Origin of the sequence: Paenarthrobacter sp. NPDC018779, from assembly GCF_044391085.1 — a bacterium.
Classification (GTDB): Bacteria; Actinomycetota; Actinomycetes; order Actinomycetales; family Micrococcaceae; genus Arthrobacter.
This window is the reverse complement of the sequence record NZ_JBIRZS010000002.1, coordinates 168,536-183,743: the sequence shown is the minus strand read 5'-3', so window position 1 is coordinate 183,743 and position 15,208 is coordinate 168,536. Positions and strand designations below refer to the sequence as shown.

Below are 15,208 nucleotides of genomic sequence, written 5' to 3'. Positions count from 1 at the left end.
AGTGATGATGGAGCTGCCTGCTGGATCGGCGCCAGGCGTCAGCCGGCGTCTGCTTCCGCGTCGTCCAGGAGTTCGGCTACACGGGGCGCAACTTCGGTCCCGTACAACTCGATGCAGCGCAGCATGGACTGGTGCGGCAGTGTTCCGTTGCTGTACTTGAGGTCGAACCGGTCCACGCCGAGGTTGCTCTTGAGCAGGGCGATCTTCCGGGCCACGGTTTCGGGCGAACCCACGTACAGTGCGCCTTCGGGGCCGCACATGGCGTCGAACTCCCCCCGGTTGCCCGGTCCCCAGCCTCGCTCGGCTCCGATCCGGTTGCGTTGTTCGAGCCAATGCGGGAACAGCTCCTCGCGGGCGGCTTCATCGGTGTCGGCAATGAAACCGGGAGAATGCGTTGCGATCTGCCGCATGGGGTGGCCGTATCTGGCCATGGCGTCCCGGTAGAGGTTCACCAGCGGCGCGAATCGCCGCGGCTCTCCGCCAATGATGGCAAAGATAATCGGGTAGCCGTATTCGGCGCACCGCACCACGGATTCGGGAGTCCCGCCCACCCCGATCCAGGCCGGCAGCAGGTGGTGCTGCAGGCGGGGGTAGACCTGGAGTCCGTTGACGTTGGGTCGGGTGCGCCCTTCCCAGTGCACGGGCTTCTGCGCGCGGACTTTGTGGAAGAGGTCCAGCTTTTCCTCGAACAGGACCTCGTAATCGGCCAAATCGAGGCCGAACAGTGGGAACGATTCGACGAACGATCCCCTGCCGAGCATCACTTCTGCGCGTCCGTTGGAAAGGGCATCAACCGTGGCAAAGCGCTGAAACACCCGGATGGGGTCGTCCGAGCTCAACACGGTCACGGCAGTTCCCAGGCGGATCCTCGACGTCACTGCGGCGGCCGCCGCCAGGAAGACCTCAGGTGCTGACACCGCGAAATCACGGCGGTGGTGCTCCCCCACCCCAAACGCATGGATTCCGACAGCGTCGGCCAGCTTGGCTTCCTCCAGAAGCTCGCGCAGGACCTGGGCGTGTTCCTTGGGATTTCCCTCGGCATCGAGCCCGGCGTCGCCAAAAGTGTTCAGGCCCAGGAGGATGCGTCCGGCACCAACCGGCGCCGTGGGATCGGACGGTGTGAGGGTCATCAGGACTCCTTCAGCCAGCCTGCCAGTTCGGAGGCCCAGTAGGTCAGCACGGTATCGGCACCGGCCCGCTTGATGCCGAGCACGGATTCCGTGATGGCCCCACGCCGGTCGATCCAGCCGTTCGCGGCGGCCGCTTCGATCATGGCGTACTCACCGGAGATTTGGTAGGCCGAGACGGGCACCGGACTCATGGCTGCTACATCGGCAAGGATGTCGAGGTAGCTCATGGCAGGCTTCACCATGACCATGTCGGCTCCTTCTTCAAGGTCCAGTTCCACTTCCAGAATCGCTTCGCGTCGGTTCGCGGCGTCCATCTGGTAGGTGCGGCGGTCACCCTTGAGCTGGGAGTCGACGGCTTCCCGGAAAGGACCGTAGAAGGCGGAGGCGTACTTGGCTGCGTAGGCCAGGATGGCTGTGTTCTTGTGGCCGGATTCCTCCAACGCCTGCCGGATCACGGCGATCTGGCCGTCCATCATTCCGGAGGGGCCCAGCACGTGCGCGCCGGCCTCCGCCTGCGCAACGGCCATCTGCCCGTAGATCTCCAACGTGGCATCGTTGTCCACGTAGCCGTTGGCATCCAGGACTCCGCAGTGTCCATGGTCCGTGAACTCATCGAGGCAGACGTCGCCCATGATCACGAGGTCGTCGCCCACTTCGGCTTTGACATCCCGAATCGCCTTGTTTAAGACGCCGTCCGGGTCCAGGGACGCCGTACCGCGGGCATCGCGAACCGCAGGAACGCCGAACAGCATGATGCCGCCAACGCCCAATTCCACGGCCTCTGCGGCCGCCCGCTTGAGGGTGTCGGTGGTGTGCTGGACCACTCCGGGCATCGAGGTGATGGGACTGGCTTCCGTGAGTCCTTCCCGGATGAACGCGGGAAGGATCAGGTCGGCCGGCGCCAGGCGGTTCTCGGCCGTGAGGCGTCGCATGGCGGGGGTGGTGCGCAAGCGGCGGGGACGGTGGTTTGGAAAACTCATTGGGGGTTCCCTTCGTTGGCGAAGATGGTTTCCAGGGCGGTTGCAATGCCCGCCGGTGTGGGTTCCTTGGCAGTTGCCGCCACAGGCAGGCCAATCCGGGCGGCCTCGGCGGCGGTGGGGCGGCCGATCGCAACCAGGCGGCAGGCCCCAAGCGGCAGCAGGGCTTGGGCGATCCGGCGCACCGCACTCGGGGAGGCAGCGACGATCGCGTCCAACGCCCCGGCGCCGAGCCGCGCCTTCGCGGCTTCAGCCGTCAGTTGCGGCGGGAGCCCGTCATCGGAAAGTCCGACGGCGGCAGGCAGCTCCGCTGTCAGCCGCCGCGAATCATGGGCCGGGTACTCGACCGTGTGATAGGCAGTAACTGCGTCAACGGTGGCACCCATGGCTGCCAGCCCCTCCCGCAGGTTCGGTGAGGCGATGTCCGCTTGGGGCAGGAAGATCCGTGCGTTTGGCGCGTCCCACAGCTCGAGGAGGCCTTCGGCGGACTGCTCACCAGTGGGGCAAAGGTCAACGCGCAGCCCGGCGGCTTCGAGTGCCCGTTGTGATGACAAACCAACGGTGGCCACTTTCGTACCGGCAGGCACCAGTTGTGAAGCAGTTGTGCCGCGCTCGGCTGCCTTCCCGATCAGCACACGGAGCGTGGTGGTACTGCTGACCACCAGCCACTCGTAGCCGCCGGCGGCGAGCGTGTCCAAGGCAGAATCCAGGGAGGCCTGATCGGTGGCCTGCTCAAAGTCGATGAGGGGCAGGACCAACGGTATGGCCCCCTTGCTCCTCAGCAGGGCCGCAAGCGTGCGGGCACGGTCGGCGCTCCTGGTGATCAGGACACGCCGACCCTGCAAGCCCGCAGCAGCCATGGGTTCAGGAGGCAGCAAGGTCCGCAATTTCAGCGGCACCGGCCGCGAGCAGCTGTTCGGCAACCTCGATGCCGAGCAGGGTGGCTCCTACCTCGGTCAGGCCGTCGGTGGCTTTCTTTTCGCGCACTGTACGGGTCCCGTCCACGGCGCAGACCACGGCTTCCAGGTGCAACATGCTGCCCTTGCGGTACGCGTAGGCACCCACGGGGGCGGCGCATCCGGCCTCAAGCCTGGCCAAAACGGCACGTTCGGCCGTGACCGCAAGCCGGGTGTCGTCGTCGTTCAACGCCGCCAGGGCCTGGGCCAGCACCACGTTGCCACCATCCACGGAACCATCACGCTGGGGCGCGTCGGGCGTGCGGCACTCAATGGCAAGGGCGCCTTGGCCCGGGGCAGGCAGCATCACGGAGGTATCGAAGAATTCGGAAACCGTATCCAGCCGCCCCATGCGCTCGAGTCCTGCGGCGGCGAGGACTACGGCGTCGAGGTCGTTCGATTTGCCCTCCACCACCTCGTCCACGGCGTTGCCGGGCAGCCCGGATACCCGGTTGAGGCGGGTGTCCACGTTGCCGCGGATATCCAGAACCTCGATGTCCGGGCGGGCGGCACGAAGCTGCGCTGCACGCCGCGGTGATCCGGTGCCCACCTTGGCGCCGCCGGGAAGTTCCGCCAGCGTCAATCCGTCCCGTGCGCACAGGACGTCCCGCACATCCACGCGCGGCGGCGTAGCGGCGATGCTCAATCCAACGGCTGCCCCGGTGGGGAGGTCCTTGAGGGAGTGCACGGCCACGTCGCAACTCTCAATGAGCAAGGCGTCGCGCAGCGCGGCAACGAAGACCCCGGTGCCACCCATCTGGGACAGCGATCCGGTCCTGACATCGCCTTCGGTCCGGATGTGGACCAACTCCACGGGGAAGCCCCCGACGGCGGCCAAGCGGTCCGCCGTCTGCTGGGTCTGCGTCAGGGCCAGTTTGCTGGCCCTGGTGCCGATGCGAACTGTCACTTGCTGGCCTCCGGGGCGGGGTAGGCCTCATGTCCGGTGCCAATGCTGGAGCCTACCTCGGCGATGACCGGCTTGGCCCCGCGGAAGTTTTCGCAGCAATTGGGACGGCACACGTCGTACCAAGGTCCGAGATCCGTCACATGCGGACGGTCTGCGATGTTGTTTTCAAGGGTGCGTTCGCAGATCAGGTCCACCAGTCCGGACACAAAAGCGGCGTGCGTTCCCGGCGTGGGAACGCGGGTGGCTTCGATGCCCAGGTTCTTGCAGGTTTCCAAGGCTTCCGTGTCCAGGTCCCAGGCGACCTCCATGTGGTCGCTGACAAAGCCCAGGGGAACGATGACCACACCGCGGACACCCTCGGGCGCGATTTCCTCAAGGTGGTCATTGATGTCCGGTTCGAGCCAAGGGATGTGGGGCGCTCCGGAACGCGACTGGTAAACGAGGTCCCAAGCGACGTTCGGAGCCACGACGTCCATGATGGCCTTGGCGTTGGCGAGGTGCTGGGCGGCATAGGCGGAACCTTCCGCGAATTCGCGGGGCTCGTCCTCGGAGCGGCCTGCGGCCTCCGCGTCCCTGGTGGGGATGGAGTGCGTGGCGAACAGGACGCGGATGCCGGAGTCGGGATCGGCAACGCCTGCAGCGGAAAGCCTGGCACGGATTTCCTCGAGGCCGGCGGCCGTTCCTTCCAGGAATGGCTGTACCACTCCGGGGTGGTCGAAGTACTGGCGGATCTTGTCCACTTCCAGTTTTCCGTCCAAGCCTGTTTCCGTCAGGGCGATGCCGATATCTTCGCGGTACTGGCGGCAGCTGGAGTAACAGGAGTAGATGCTGGTGGTGAGCATCAGGATCCGGCGGTGGCCGGCGTCGTAAGCGTCCTGCAAGACGGGGGCGATGTACGGGTCCCAGTTGCGGTTGCCCCACAGTACCGGCAGTTCGATGCCGCGCTTGGCGAGTTCAGCTTCAATGGCCGCCTTCAACTCGCGGTTCTGCTGGTTGATGGGGCTGATGCCGCCAAAGGCACGGTAGTGGTGCGAGACCTCTTCCAGGCGCTCGTCGGGGATGCCGCGCCCACGGGTGACGTTGCGCAGGAAGGGAATGACGTCTTGCTGGCCTTCGGGTCCACCGAAGGATGCGAGCAGGACGGCGTCGTAGTGCTTCGCTTCCTGGCGGCCGCGTTCGGTGACCTGGTTCAGTTCGGTGGAGACGGACAGCCCGCTCATGCGAGGACCTCGGCGATCTCGGCAGCCGTGACGCGGCGGCCGGTGTAGAAGGGAATCTCTTCGCGCACGTGGTTACGGGCGTCGGTGGCGCGCAGGTGGCGCATCAGGTCCACCAAGTCAACCAGTTCGGGCGCCTCAAGGCCGAGGATCCACTCCCAGTCCCCCAGCGCGAACGAGGACACGGTGTTGGAAATGACCTGCGGGAATTCGCGGCCCAGGAGGCCGTGGTCGCGGAGCATCTTGCCCCGCTCTTCGGCGGGCAGGAGATACCACTCGTAGGAGCGGACGAACGGGTAGACGCAGAGCCACGTGCTGGGCTCGACGCCACGGGCATAGGCAGGAACGTGGCTCTTGGCGAACTCGGCCTCGCGGTGGACGCCCATGGCCGACCAAACGATCTCCGTGCCGGCGAACAGCTTGCTGCGACGGATGGAGCGGACCGCAGCCTGGAGGTCTTCGGGCTTGGCACCGTGGAGCCACACCATGATGTCCGCGTCCGAGCGCATGGCGGATACGTCGTAGCTGCCCCGCAGGACCACGCCATCCACCGCGAGCTTTTCGACCAGTGCTTCGAATTCCTGCGCGGCATCGCCGCTGCGCTGGACGTCGGCTGAGCGCTTGAAGACGGTCCAGAGCGTGAAGAACTGTTCTTCGTTTTCAGAAGTTTTAGTGACAGATTCGGCAGAAGTGTGGCTCATGGTTTCAAGTTTGCCCCGCGCGGGCCGCTAAGTCGAAACGGAATTGTTCTACAAGGCGTAGAAGTGACATAAATCACGTAACAGTGGTGTCCTCGGCCCGCAGGGGTGCCACCTGCGCGCGCGTGTCCGCAACCACCGCGGCGAGGCCGTTGCCGGCCAGCCAGCCGCCAACCACCGTCAATCCGTCGGCCGAGCCAACCACTTTGCGCACCTGCGCTACGCGCTGTTTATGACCGACGGCGGCAAACGGCAGGGCGCCCGACCAGCGCACCACATCCCAATCGAGGATGTCTGTCCGGGACACCGGAACCGTGAGAAGTGCTGAGGCGTCCTCCAGGGCCGCCGACAACAGGACCTCGTCATCCAGCACCGCCTCCGGCGCCCCGGAGTCCTCCAGCCGGCCGTACGAGAGACGCACCACGTGCGTTCCAGGGCCGGCCTCCTCGGCCAGCCAGTCCCATTTCGCCGTGGCATGGGTGAGGGCTTTCGCGCGGATTCCCGCGGTCTGCGGTGCCACCAGGATTCCCGTGCCCCTTGGCCGTCCATCCAGTTCCGGAAGATCCACCACGAGCGTCACCAGGCTGACCAGTGGGCCGGGTCCAGGGCGCAGGTCAGCCAGGCCGGGCAATGAATCCTCCAGCAACCCAACGGCGGCCGGGCCATCGAGCGCGACCACCAGCCGATCGGCGTCGTACGCCTCCCCACCCACGGTGACCTGCCAACCGTGGGACGTCTGCCGGGCGGAGTCCACGCGCTTGTCGTTGAGCAAGTCCACGCCGCGTTCCCGGAGGTCCTTGACCAGCGCACCCACCAACGTGTGCATCCCACCGGCCAGGCCTCCGACGGCGGAACCAGCCTTGGCGGGCACGGAACCCGTCCCGCGGGCGGCTTGGCGCTGGCTGGCCACGGCTGCGGCCAACGAACCATGCTTCCGGAGTGCGGCTCGCAGGCCCGGGGCCACCATATCCACGTCCAGCAGCGCGGGGTCTGCCGAGTGCACGCCGCCCACCACCGGCGCGACCAGCCGTTCGAGGACGGTCTTGCCCATGCGGGCACGGACCAAGTCCGAAACGCTGGTGACATCGGAAGAAGTTCCAACCGAGGCGGGAATCCAGCGGTCAAGGGAGGCACGGAGTGCCCCTGCGAAACCCAGGGAGCGCCTAACCTCGGGATCCCACGGATTCGCGGGAATTCCCAGCACACCGGTCTTGGGGAGTTCACGGGCGCCCTCGGGCAGTTGCACCCAGGCTCCCCCGGGATGCGGAGCGACTATCCGCGACTCCAGGCCAAGCTCCCGCGCAAGATCCGCCACGGCCGTGGAACGCGTGGCGAAGGACTCGGCTCCACTGTCCAACGACAAGCCGGCCACCGTATGCCCACCAACGCAGCCACCCCACGAACCCGTAGCTTCAAGGACGGTGACTGCAGTGCCCGCCATGGCAAGTTCCCTCGCGGCCACCAGGCCTGAGATCCCGCCGCCAACCACGAGGGCGGAAGGGCCCTGGGATTTAGCGTGTCCCCCGCGCATGGTTGCTACTTGGCGGGGATGGAGTGGATAAGTTCCACCACCCGGGTCAGAACGGTGGGGTCGGTTTCGGGCGGAACACCGTGGCCCAGGTTCAGCACATGGCCGGGCGCGTGCGAGCCCGCCTCGATGACCTCGCGGACGTGGGCTTCCAGGATCTCCCACGGCGCAGAGAGAAGGGCAGGATCAATGTTGCCCTGCAAGGGGACCGTGCCACCGAGGCGGCGGTTGGCCTCGTCAAGCGGCAGTCGGTAGTCCACGCCAACCACGTCCACGCCAACGTCCCGCATGGCCACCAGGAGTTCGGATGTTCCGGTGCCGAAGTGCACCAGCGGCGCACCCAGTCCCCTGACGTGGTCCAGCGCCCGGGCGGATGCCGGAGCGACGAACTTGGAATAATCGGCCAAGCCCAAGGAGCCGGCCCAGGAATCGAACAACTGTCCGGCGGATGCGCCGGCCTCGAGCTGGGCCTGCAGGAACAGGCCCGAGGCGTCGGCGGCCCAGTTCGCCAACGCCTGCCAGGTCTCGGGATCCGCGTGCATCATGGTCCGCGGGCCGAGGTGGTCACGGGACGGGCGGCCTTCAACCATGTAGGCGGCAAGGGTGAACGGCGCGCCGGCAAAACCGATCAACGGGGTCTTGCCCAGTTCGGCGACGGTCAGGCGGACGGCTTCGCGGATGGGCTCCAGGGCCTCCCAGGTCAGCTCCGGAAGGGCCGCGACATCCTCGGCCGTCCTGACCGGCTTGTCCAGGACCGGACCCACGCCGGGAACAATGTCCACGCCCACGCCGGCGAGCTTGAGCGGAATCACGATGTCCGAGAAGAAGATGCCGGCGTCAACGTCGTGGCGGCGGACGGGCTGCAGTGTGATCTCGGCGGCGAGTTCCGGCCGCAGGCACGAGTCCAGCATGGCCACACCTTCGCGGACCTTCAGGTACTCGGGCAGCGAACGGCCGGCTTGGCGCATGAACCACACCGGCCTGCGGGACGGCGTGCCGCCGCGGCAGGCGGTAATGAGCGGCGAGTCCGAGGTACGGCCGTCATTCAACGGGTGCCCGGGGCCAAGCTTGCCCGCAGGGGCGTTGAGGGCCGTATTGTTGGATGCTGCCGCGCTAGAAGTCATGCCTTCGATTGTGCCGAAAATCCGGGGCAAAAGATAACGACAGGCTGTCACGTTGCAAGCGATGGGCCCCACAGTGGCGGGAGTCACCTGCGATGGTGTGGATCGCCACGGCGGTACATTGTTCTACCGGGCTACGAAAAAGCTATGATTGGGTTGCTGTGGTTCTTTTCTCATTGGTGGCTACACACGCCGACATCGATCTTGAGACCGTCGCTCAGTTGAGCAACGGTTCATCCGGTCTTGCCTCCGCTGCGCTCACCGGATCCCCCGTCGTGTCCGGCGCCGTAGTCCTGGCTACCTGCAACCGCTACGAAATTTACGGCGAAACCAGCCATGGTGCTGACGTCGAAGCCGCACGCTCGGCCCTCGTCTCGCAGATCAGCGAACTCAGTGGCCTCAACGAGCAACTCGTCTCCCGTTCCTTCAGCACCCATGCCGGCCCCGACGTCACGCGCCATCTGTTCGCAGTGAGCGCGGGCCTTGACTCGGCAGTGGTGGGCGAGCGCGAGATCGCAGGGCAAGTCCGCCGCGCCCTGATCACCGCCCAGCAGGAAGGCACCGCAAGTTCAGGCCTTGTCCGGCTGTTCCAGGCCGCCTCCAAGACCGCCAAGGACGTGGGAGCACAGACTGCTCTTGGATCGCGTGGGCTCTCGATCGTCTCCGTGGCCCTCGACCTCGCGACGGATCTTTCCGATACAGACGACTGGACAGCCAAGAAGGTGGTGGTCTTCGGTACCGGAGCCTACGCCGGCGCCACCATGTCCCTGCTCCGCGAACGTGGTTGCACCGACGTTTCGGTCTACTCGTCTTCCGGCCGCGCCGAGGGCTTCGTGGCCACCCGGGGTGGAACAGCGCTCGACGCCGACACCCTCCCCGCTGCTGTCGCGGCGGCTGACGTCATGATCGGCTGCAGCGGCTCGGACACCCGCGTGGAAGCCGCCGACCTCGCCAAGGTCCGTGCCTCATCCGGCAAGACGCTTATCGCCATCGACCTCGCCCTCACCCATGACTTTGATCCCGCTGTGGGTGAACTCGATGGCGTGGAACTCCTGACGCTGGAATCGGTCCGTCTCGCAGCACCCCAGGAACAGGCCGAATCCCTGTCCCAGGCCAGTGCGATTGTCAGCGGAGCAGCCCAGGCTTTCGAAGCCGAACGTGAATCGCGTTCCATCGATTCGGCCATTGTCGCCCTCCGCCGCCACACCATGAACGTGCTCGACTCCGAGATGGAAAAAGTCCGCGCCCGTCACGGTTGCACGGCCGCAGCCGAGGAAGTGGAGTTTGCCCTGCGCCGGATGGTCAAGCAACTCCTCCACGTTCCCACGGTCCGCGCCCGCGAATTGGCCGCCAACGGCCAGCAGGATGATTACGTGGCCGCGCTGGAAGCCCTGTACGGAATCCAGGTGGAGCAGCCGCAGGCCGCACCCGCTGCGGCTGAGTGTCCCGTGGACCACCAGCAGCTGCGTTCCGAAAGCGCCTGAACGTTCCGAAAGCGCCTTAACAGGGTCCCGCCCTGCCCGGGTTGTCCGGAATCAGGCCACCAACTCTTCGTTGGGCAAGTGGCGTTGGAGTTCCGTCATGACCCCGCCCGGAGGCACGGCGAACGCCGGCAATGCTCAGTAAACGGGCTTCTCCGGCTCGACGTCCCGAACCCAGGCGAGGATACCGCCGTCGAGATGGCTGACGCGGTCGTACCCGGCTTTGCGGGCAGCCTCCAGGACTGTTGCGGAGCGTGTTCCTGCCTTGCAGTGGAACACGATGTCCCGGTTCTGCGGCAGGTCCACCCAGGCTTCGCCCGAGAGGATGCGGCCCTGCGGGATCAGTACGGCGCCGTCGATGTTGACGATGCTGTATTCGCCGGACTCCCGGACATCCACCAGGTCGAAGTCCCGCTCCCCTGCTGCGCGTTCGGCCAGCATCTGCGCCAATTCCGTGGCCGTCACCGTGTGCGCCTGGTCAGTGGGTGCCGGAGGAGTAACACCGCAGAAAGCCTCGTAGTCGGTCAGTTCGGTGATCGGCTCGGCTTCCGGGTCCTTGGACACCTTGATCTCGCGCCAGCTGCCGCCCAGGGCGTCGAAGAGCGCGACGCGGCCCAGGAGCGAACGCCCGACGCCGGTAATCAGCTTGACTGCCTCGGTGACCATGAGCGAGCCAACGGCTGCACAGAGCATGCCGAAGACGCCGCCTTCACCGCAGGACGGCACGGAGCCCGCTGGCGGCGCTTCAGGGTACAGGTCGCGGTAGGTAGGTCCGTGCTCGCCCCAAAAGACGCTTACCTGTCCGTCGAACCGGAAAATGGAACCCCACACATAAGGCTTGCCCAAGATCGCGGCGGCGTCATTAACGAGGTACCTGGTTGCGAAATTGTCCGCGCCATCCAGAATGAGGTCGTATTGCGCAAAGAGGTCCAAGGCATTCGAGGAATCAAGGCGGTCATTGTGCAGCACCACCTTGACCAGCGGATTGAGCTCCGCAATGGCATTGCGCGCCGATTCGATTTTGGGGATTCCGACGTCCTTGACTCCGTGGATCACCTGGCGTTGCAAATTGCTGAGGTCCACCACGTCGTCATCGACAATTCCCAACGTACCGACGCCTGCTGCGGCCAAATACAGCAGGGCCGGCGAACCGAGGCCACCGGCGCCTATGACAAGAACTTTCGCATTCTTAAGCCTGCGTTGGCCCACGGCTCCAATTTCCGGAATGATGAGATGCCGGGAGTACCGTTCCACCTCGGCCGGCGACAGTCCGGCGGCAGGTTCAACGAGGGGCGGCAGGACCGCGGGCGCAGGGTGGGCAGCAAGAATTGAGGCCATACCCCAATGTATGCCTGCCGATGCCGCCCGGTCATATTACCCACCGGTACAGTGGTCATAACTGCAAAGGAAAGGCGGCAGACTGTGGCTGACGGCGCACGGGCAAACGATGGGGCACCAGCAAAGCAGGAACGGACTGGTTCGCCGCGTTCAGCAAGGTTGCCGCGGGACGAACGCCGTGCGCAATTGCTCAACGCTGCCTTGGAAGTCTTCGTGTCCAACGGCTTCCACGGAGCAGCCATGGATGAGATCGCCGAGACTGCGCATGTCAGCAAGCCGGTGCTGTACCAGCACTTCCCGTCAAAGCGGGAGCTGTACATGGCCCTGCTGGACAGCCACTTGGCCGCCCTGACGGAACTGATGCTCACCGCGCTGAATTCCACCACGGACAACAAAGAGCGCGTCAAGGCCGTCATGCGCGCCTACTACAAGTTCATTGCGGACGATGACCAAGCGCACCGGTTGGTCTTCGAGTCGGACCTGATCAACGATCCCGATGTCAGTTCCCGCCTGGAAACGTTCAACAAGACCTTTGCGGATGCCGTGGCCCATGTCATTGCCGAAGACACCAAGCTCCCCCCACTCGAAGCGCAACTGCTGGGCCGCGGCCTGGCCGGAATGGCCCAGGTCAGCGCACGGTACTGGCTCGAAACGGACGGAAACCTGGACCTCGATGTGGCCAGCGATCTGATCTATCGTTTAGCTTGGCGCGGAATCAGTCGATTCCCCAAAGAGTCCTAGGCTACAAATAAAGGACTGACCTAATTCTTGATTGGCTTGGAGGCCTTGCTGTGGAAGTAAAGATCGGCATTCAGAACGTCGGCCGTGAAATTGTGCTCGAATCCGCATTGGATGCTGACGCCGTAGCCAAGCTGGTTGCAGACGCCCTCTCCAAGGGTTCGGAGTTGCGGTTGACGGACGACAAGGGCCGCCAGGTGATCGTTCCGGGCAGCGTCCTGGGCTACGTCGAAATCGGCGCCGAGGAAGTCCGGCGCGTGGGCTTCGGCGCACTCTGACACTTTGCCCTGACTACTGCCGCTAAGGAGTCCCCATGCTTTCACTCGTCGTTGTTGCGTTTGCGACTGTCGCCACCGGTTTCCTGGTGTGGGCAAATGACAAACGGCACGGCAAGTACGGCATTGCCTTGCCGGCCGGATTGTCGTTGGGCATCGGCGCACTGGCCTGGGTGGCTTTCATCGCGGCCGGCCTCGGCTACCAGCCTGGGCTGACGTGGATTCCCTATGTGCTGCCCATCGTGCTGGGTACGGCAGCTGCCGCAGGCGCGGTGGTCTACCTGGGCCGTACGCGTACTTCGCGGGACACCACGGCCCTGACCAAGGCCCTGCGTCTCTAGGCAGGTCCCTGACCACCGGCGTTAAACAGCTGTGGCCACCGCCCTAAAAGGTGGTGGCCACGACTGTTTAAGGGTCAGAGGAACTCTGCGCGGCCCTCCATGGCTGAGGACGCCAAGGCGTGCTCCCGGCGTGGAATCCGTCCGGCCTGGCGGGCGAACCGGCCGGACAGGACTGCGTGTTTGAACGCCTCGCCCATCAGGGCCGGGTTCTGGGCCCGGGTCACAGCGGTGGCCAGGAGGACAGCGTCACACCCCAGCTCCATGGCAAGCGCCGCGTCGGAGGCCGTGCCGATACCAGCGTCCAGGACCACTGGGACAGAAGCGCGGGAGACGATGACCTCGATATTGTGCGGGTTGAGGATACCCAGGCCCGTTCCGATCGGCGCGCCGAGCGGCATGACGGCTGTGGCGCCAAGGTTCTCCAGGCGCAGGGCCAACACGGGATCGTCGTTGGTGTAGGCGAACACCTTGAAGCCCCGGTTCACCAATTGTTCCGTGGCCTCCACGAGTTCCACCGCGTCGGGAAGAAGGGTGTGTTCGTCAGCGATGACCTCAAGCTTGACCCAGTCGGTCTCCAACGCCTCGCGTGCCAGTTCAGCGGTCAGCACCGCGTCCTTGGCAGTGAAGCAGCCTGCGGTGTTGGGCAGCACCCGGATGTTGTTGTCCACCAGGAGTTGGAAGAGCGAACCGGCCTCTGCCGGAGAGTAACGCCGCATGGCCACGGTGGTCAGTTCCGTCCCGGAGGCCAGGAGTGCGGCTCCCAGGCCTTCGAGGCTGGGGGCGCCTCCCGTTCCCATGATGAGGCGGGAGGTCAGTTCAACACCGTCAATGACCAAGGGGTCGATCCGGGTTTCGATGCTTGTTGTGGTCATGGTTCAGCCTCCTTGGACGGCGGTAACGAGTTCCAGTTCATCGCCTTCAGCGAGGTCCGTTGCGGCCCACTGGCTGCGCGGCACTACTTCGGAGTTGCGTGCGACGGCGACACCCAGCTTGCCGCCGTCGGCCGCCTGTCCGCGGTGGTCCAGTTCACGGCCGGTGACGGACGTGACCAGGGTGCTGACGGAGGCCCCGTCCACTACTGAGTGGTGGGCCCCGTTGAGTTTGATGTTCATGCTGATTCCTTGGTGAATGGTCTTGTGTGCGCCGAGGTATGGATGGCGGGTGCACTTCCCGGCGGCCCAAAGCGGTCCGGCCTGAAGCGCGTCCACCGGGGATCGGCCGAGCCCGTTATCAAGCCGCCCACGATTGCCGCGGCCGCGGGAGTCAGGAGAACTCCGTGCCGGAAGAAGCCCGTGGCGACGATGAGGCCCTGGACCTCTCCGCCGGCGCCCGCCACGCGTCCCAGCAGCGGGGCATTGTCCGGTGTTCCCGGCCTTGCCCGGGCGGTCGTTTCGAGGAGCTCCAGTTCGGCGACGGCGGGGACAAGGACCTGGGCATCGCGCAGGAGCTGGTAGACGCCCCCGGCCGAGACGGCGTTGGAGCTGCTGGACAACCCGTCTTCACGCTGGGTGGCCCCTATCACCACGGTCCCGTCCTCACGGGGGACGATATAGACCGGCACACCCCTCACCATTCCGCGGACAGTGGAGGTGACGAGGGGTTGCAGTGACTCCGGGACGCGCAGCCTGAGGATATCCCCGTAGACCGGCCGCAACGGGAGATGGAGCTGCTCCGGGAGGCTGCTGATGGTCGCAGCATCCAGGCCATTGGCAAGGACAGTTTCCTTGGCCAGGACCCGCCCACCGCCGCTGAGTTCAACGCCGCCTACGCGTCCTCCGGCCCAGAGCAGGCTGACGGCCGGTTCCCGAACGTGGAACCCGTCTTCGGTCCCCTCGATCCAGCTGGTGTCGGCGGGACGGTGGGCAGCCAGACCCGCCAGGAGGCACGCTGCAAGCTTGCGCGGATCCACCTGGTGGTCGGCCGGAATGTGGAACGCGCAGGAAATTTGGGGACTCAACAGTGGCTCGCGCCCACGGGCATCCCTCAGCAGGAGTGGCTCCACCTGGAGTCCCGCAGCCACCTGGACTGCCCGGAGGTCCGCGAGCGCACGGCGGTCGGCGGCGTCGGCACCCACGGCGAGGGTCGCCGTCGTGCGGTATCCGGCCGCTTCCCTCGACGCGGCGAGGCTGTCCACGAAAGCCGGCCAGCGCCGCGACGATTCCAGCATGAGTTCCAGGAGGTCTTCCTCCTGGTAGTGGAGCTCGCTGACGGGCGCCAGCATGCCGGCGGCGGCAAACGTTGCTCCGCTTGCCGGTGCCGGGTCGATAAGGACCACTGAACGGCCCACGCGTCGCGCCTCATGCGCAATCCCGAGTCCAATGACGCCGCCCCCGATGACGGCGACATCTGCGTGAATGGCTTCTGCCATGGATTCCCTTCCCTACGCCGGTACTAGCCGGATCAGGTCAAGCGGTCGGCGCTGAAGCCCTCTCAGCCGGACGGTCATAAAGTCGATCGTCGCGGCTCCCGCAGTACGTGCCCAGTTTAGAGGAACTACTCTG

General features: G+C 65.5%; 16 protein-coding genes and 1 riboswitch. Of the genes, 4 read left to right on the top strand and 12 right to left on the bottom strand.

What is annotated here, in order from left to right:
• Positions 1-38: 38 nt before the first annotated feature.
• From ACH488_RS03225 to hemE, 8 genes are all read right to left on the bottom strand, one after another.
• A complete protein-coding gene (locus ACH488_RS03225; RefSeq protein ID WP_397322227.1) occupies positions 39-1,130 on the bottom strand; it encodes an LLM class flavin-dependent oxidoreductase in 1,092 nt (363 codons plus the stop codon).
• Positions 1,130-2,110: a porphobilinogen synthase gene (hemB, locus tag ACH488_RS03220; protein WP_397322226.1), complete on the bottom strand. Its 981-nt coding sequence runs from the start codon at positions 2,108-2,110 to the stop codon at positions 1,130-1,132. Before hemB ends, ACH488_RS03225 begins: the two co-directional genes overlap by 1 nt.
• The gene (locus tag ACH488_RS03215) at positions 2,107-2,967 is read right to left on the bottom strand and encodes a uroporphyrinogen-III synthase (protein WP_397322225.1); all 861 of its coding nucleotides are present in this window, start codon (positions 2,965-2,967) and stop codon (positions 2,107-2,109) included. Before ACH488_RS03215 ends, hemB begins: the two co-directional genes overlap by 4 nt.
• A 4-nt stretch (positions 2,968-2,971) precedes the next feature.
• Entirely contained in the window at positions 2,972-3,970 is a 999-nt protein-coding gene (gene hemC / locus ACH488_RS03210; protein ID WP_397322224.1) for a hydroxymethylbilane synthase, read from the bottom strand.
• Positions 3,967-5,190, bottom strand: a complete 1,224-nt coding sequence (locus tag ACH488_RS03205; protein ID WP_397322222.1) for a ferrochelatase — start codon at positions 5,188-5,190, stop codon at positions 3,967-3,969. Before ACH488_RS03205 ends, hemC begins: the two co-directional genes overlap by 4 nt.
• Entirely contained in the window at positions 5,187-5,888 is a 702-nt protein-coding gene (gene hemQ, locus ACH488_RS03200; RefSeq protein WP_397322221.1) for a hydrogen peroxide-dependent heme synthase, read from the bottom strand. Before hemQ ends, ACH488_RS03205 begins: the two co-directional genes overlap by 4 nt.
• A 73-nt stretch (positions 5,889-5,961) precedes the next feature.
• Positions 5,962-7,416 carry a protoporphyrinogen oxidase gene (gene hemG / locus ACH488_RS03195; RefSeq protein ID WP_397322219.1) on the bottom strand — a complete coding sequence of 485 codons (1,455 nt, stop codon included), beginning with the start codon at positions 7,414-7,416 and terminating at the stop codon, positions 5,962-5,964.
• A gap of 5 nt (positions 7,417-7,421) precedes the next feature.
• Complete coding sequence (gene hemE, locus ACH488_RS03190) at positions 7,422-8,537, bottom strand: uroporphyrinogen decarboxylase (protein WP_397322218.1); 1,116 nt, start codon at positions 8,535-8,537, stop codon at positions 7,422-7,424.
• Positions 8,538-8,695: 158 nt separating this feature from the next.
• Here hemE and ACH488_RS03185 point away from each other — a divergent pair, with 158 nt between their 5' ends.
• Entirely contained in the window at positions 8,696-10,018 is a 1,323-nt protein-coding gene (locus ACH488_RS03185) for a glutamyl-tRNA reductase (RefSeq protein ID WP_397322217.1), read from the top strand.
• A gap of 135 nt (positions 10,019-10,153) precedes the next feature.
• Here the strand turns inward: ACH488_RS03185 and moeB are convergent, their stop codons facing one another.
• Positions 10,154-11,353 (bottom strand): molybdopterin-synthase adenylyltransferase MoeB, encoded by a 1,200-nt coding sequence (gene moeB / locus ACH488_RS03180; protein ID WP_397322216.1) that lies wholly within the window; start codon positions 11,351-11,353, stop codon positions 10,154-10,156.
• A gap of 6 nt (positions 11,354-11,359) precedes the next feature.
• Here moeB and ACH488_RS03175 point away from each other — a divergent pair, with 6 nt between their 5' ends.
• From ACH488_RS03175 to ACH488_RS03165, 3 genes are read left to right on the top strand one after another with little or no spacing between them, the layout of a single operon-like run.
• Positions 11,360-12,094 (top strand): TetR/AcrR family transcriptional regulator, encoded by a 735-nt coding sequence (locus ACH488_RS03175; protein ID WP_397322214.1) that lies wholly within the window; start codon positions 11,360-11,362, stop codon positions 12,092-12,094.
• Between the two features lie 50 nt (positions 12,095-12,144).
• On the top strand, positions 12,145-12,369 hold the full coding sequence (locus tag ACH488_RS03170) for a DUF3107 domain-containing protein (RefSeq protein WP_397322213.1): 225 nt from the start codon (positions 12,145-12,147) through the stop codon (positions 12,367-12,369).
• Between the two features lie 35 nt (positions 12,370-12,404).
• Positions 12,405-12,707, top strand: a complete 303-nt coding sequence (locus tag ACH488_RS03165; RefSeq protein ID WP_397322212.1) for a hypothetical protein — start codon at positions 12,405-12,407, stop codon at positions 12,705-12,707.
• 74 nt (positions 12,708-12,781) lie between these two features.
• Here ACH488_RS03165 and ACH488_RS03160 read toward each other — a convergent pair whose 3' ends face one another.
• The 3 genes from ACH488_RS03160 to thiO form a co-directional block, all read right to left on the bottom strand.
• On the bottom strand, positions 12,782-13,579 hold the full coding sequence (locus ACH488_RS03160) for a thiazole synthase (protein ID WP_397322211.1): 798 nt from the start codon (positions 13,577-13,579) through the stop codon (positions 12,782-12,784).
• A gap of 3 nt (positions 13,580-13,582) precedes the next feature.
• Complete coding sequence (gene thiS / locus ACH488_RS03155; RefSeq protein WP_397322210.1) at positions 13,583-13,819, bottom strand: sulfur carrier protein ThiS; 237 nt, start codon at positions 13,817-13,819, stop codon at positions 13,583-13,585.
• Positions 13,816-15,075 carry a glycine oxidase ThiO gene (thiO, locus tag ACH488_RS03150; RefSeq protein WP_397322209.1) on the bottom strand — a complete coding sequence of 420 codons (1,260 nt, stop codon included), beginning with the start codon at positions 15,073-15,075 and terminating at the stop codon, positions 13,816-13,818. Before thiO ends, thiS begins: the two co-directional genes overlap by 4 nt.
• Positions 15,068-15,187, bottom strand: a riboswitch (TPP riboswitch). (Overlaps the previous gene by 8 nt.)
• Positions 15,188-15,208: the final 21 nt, after the last annotated feature.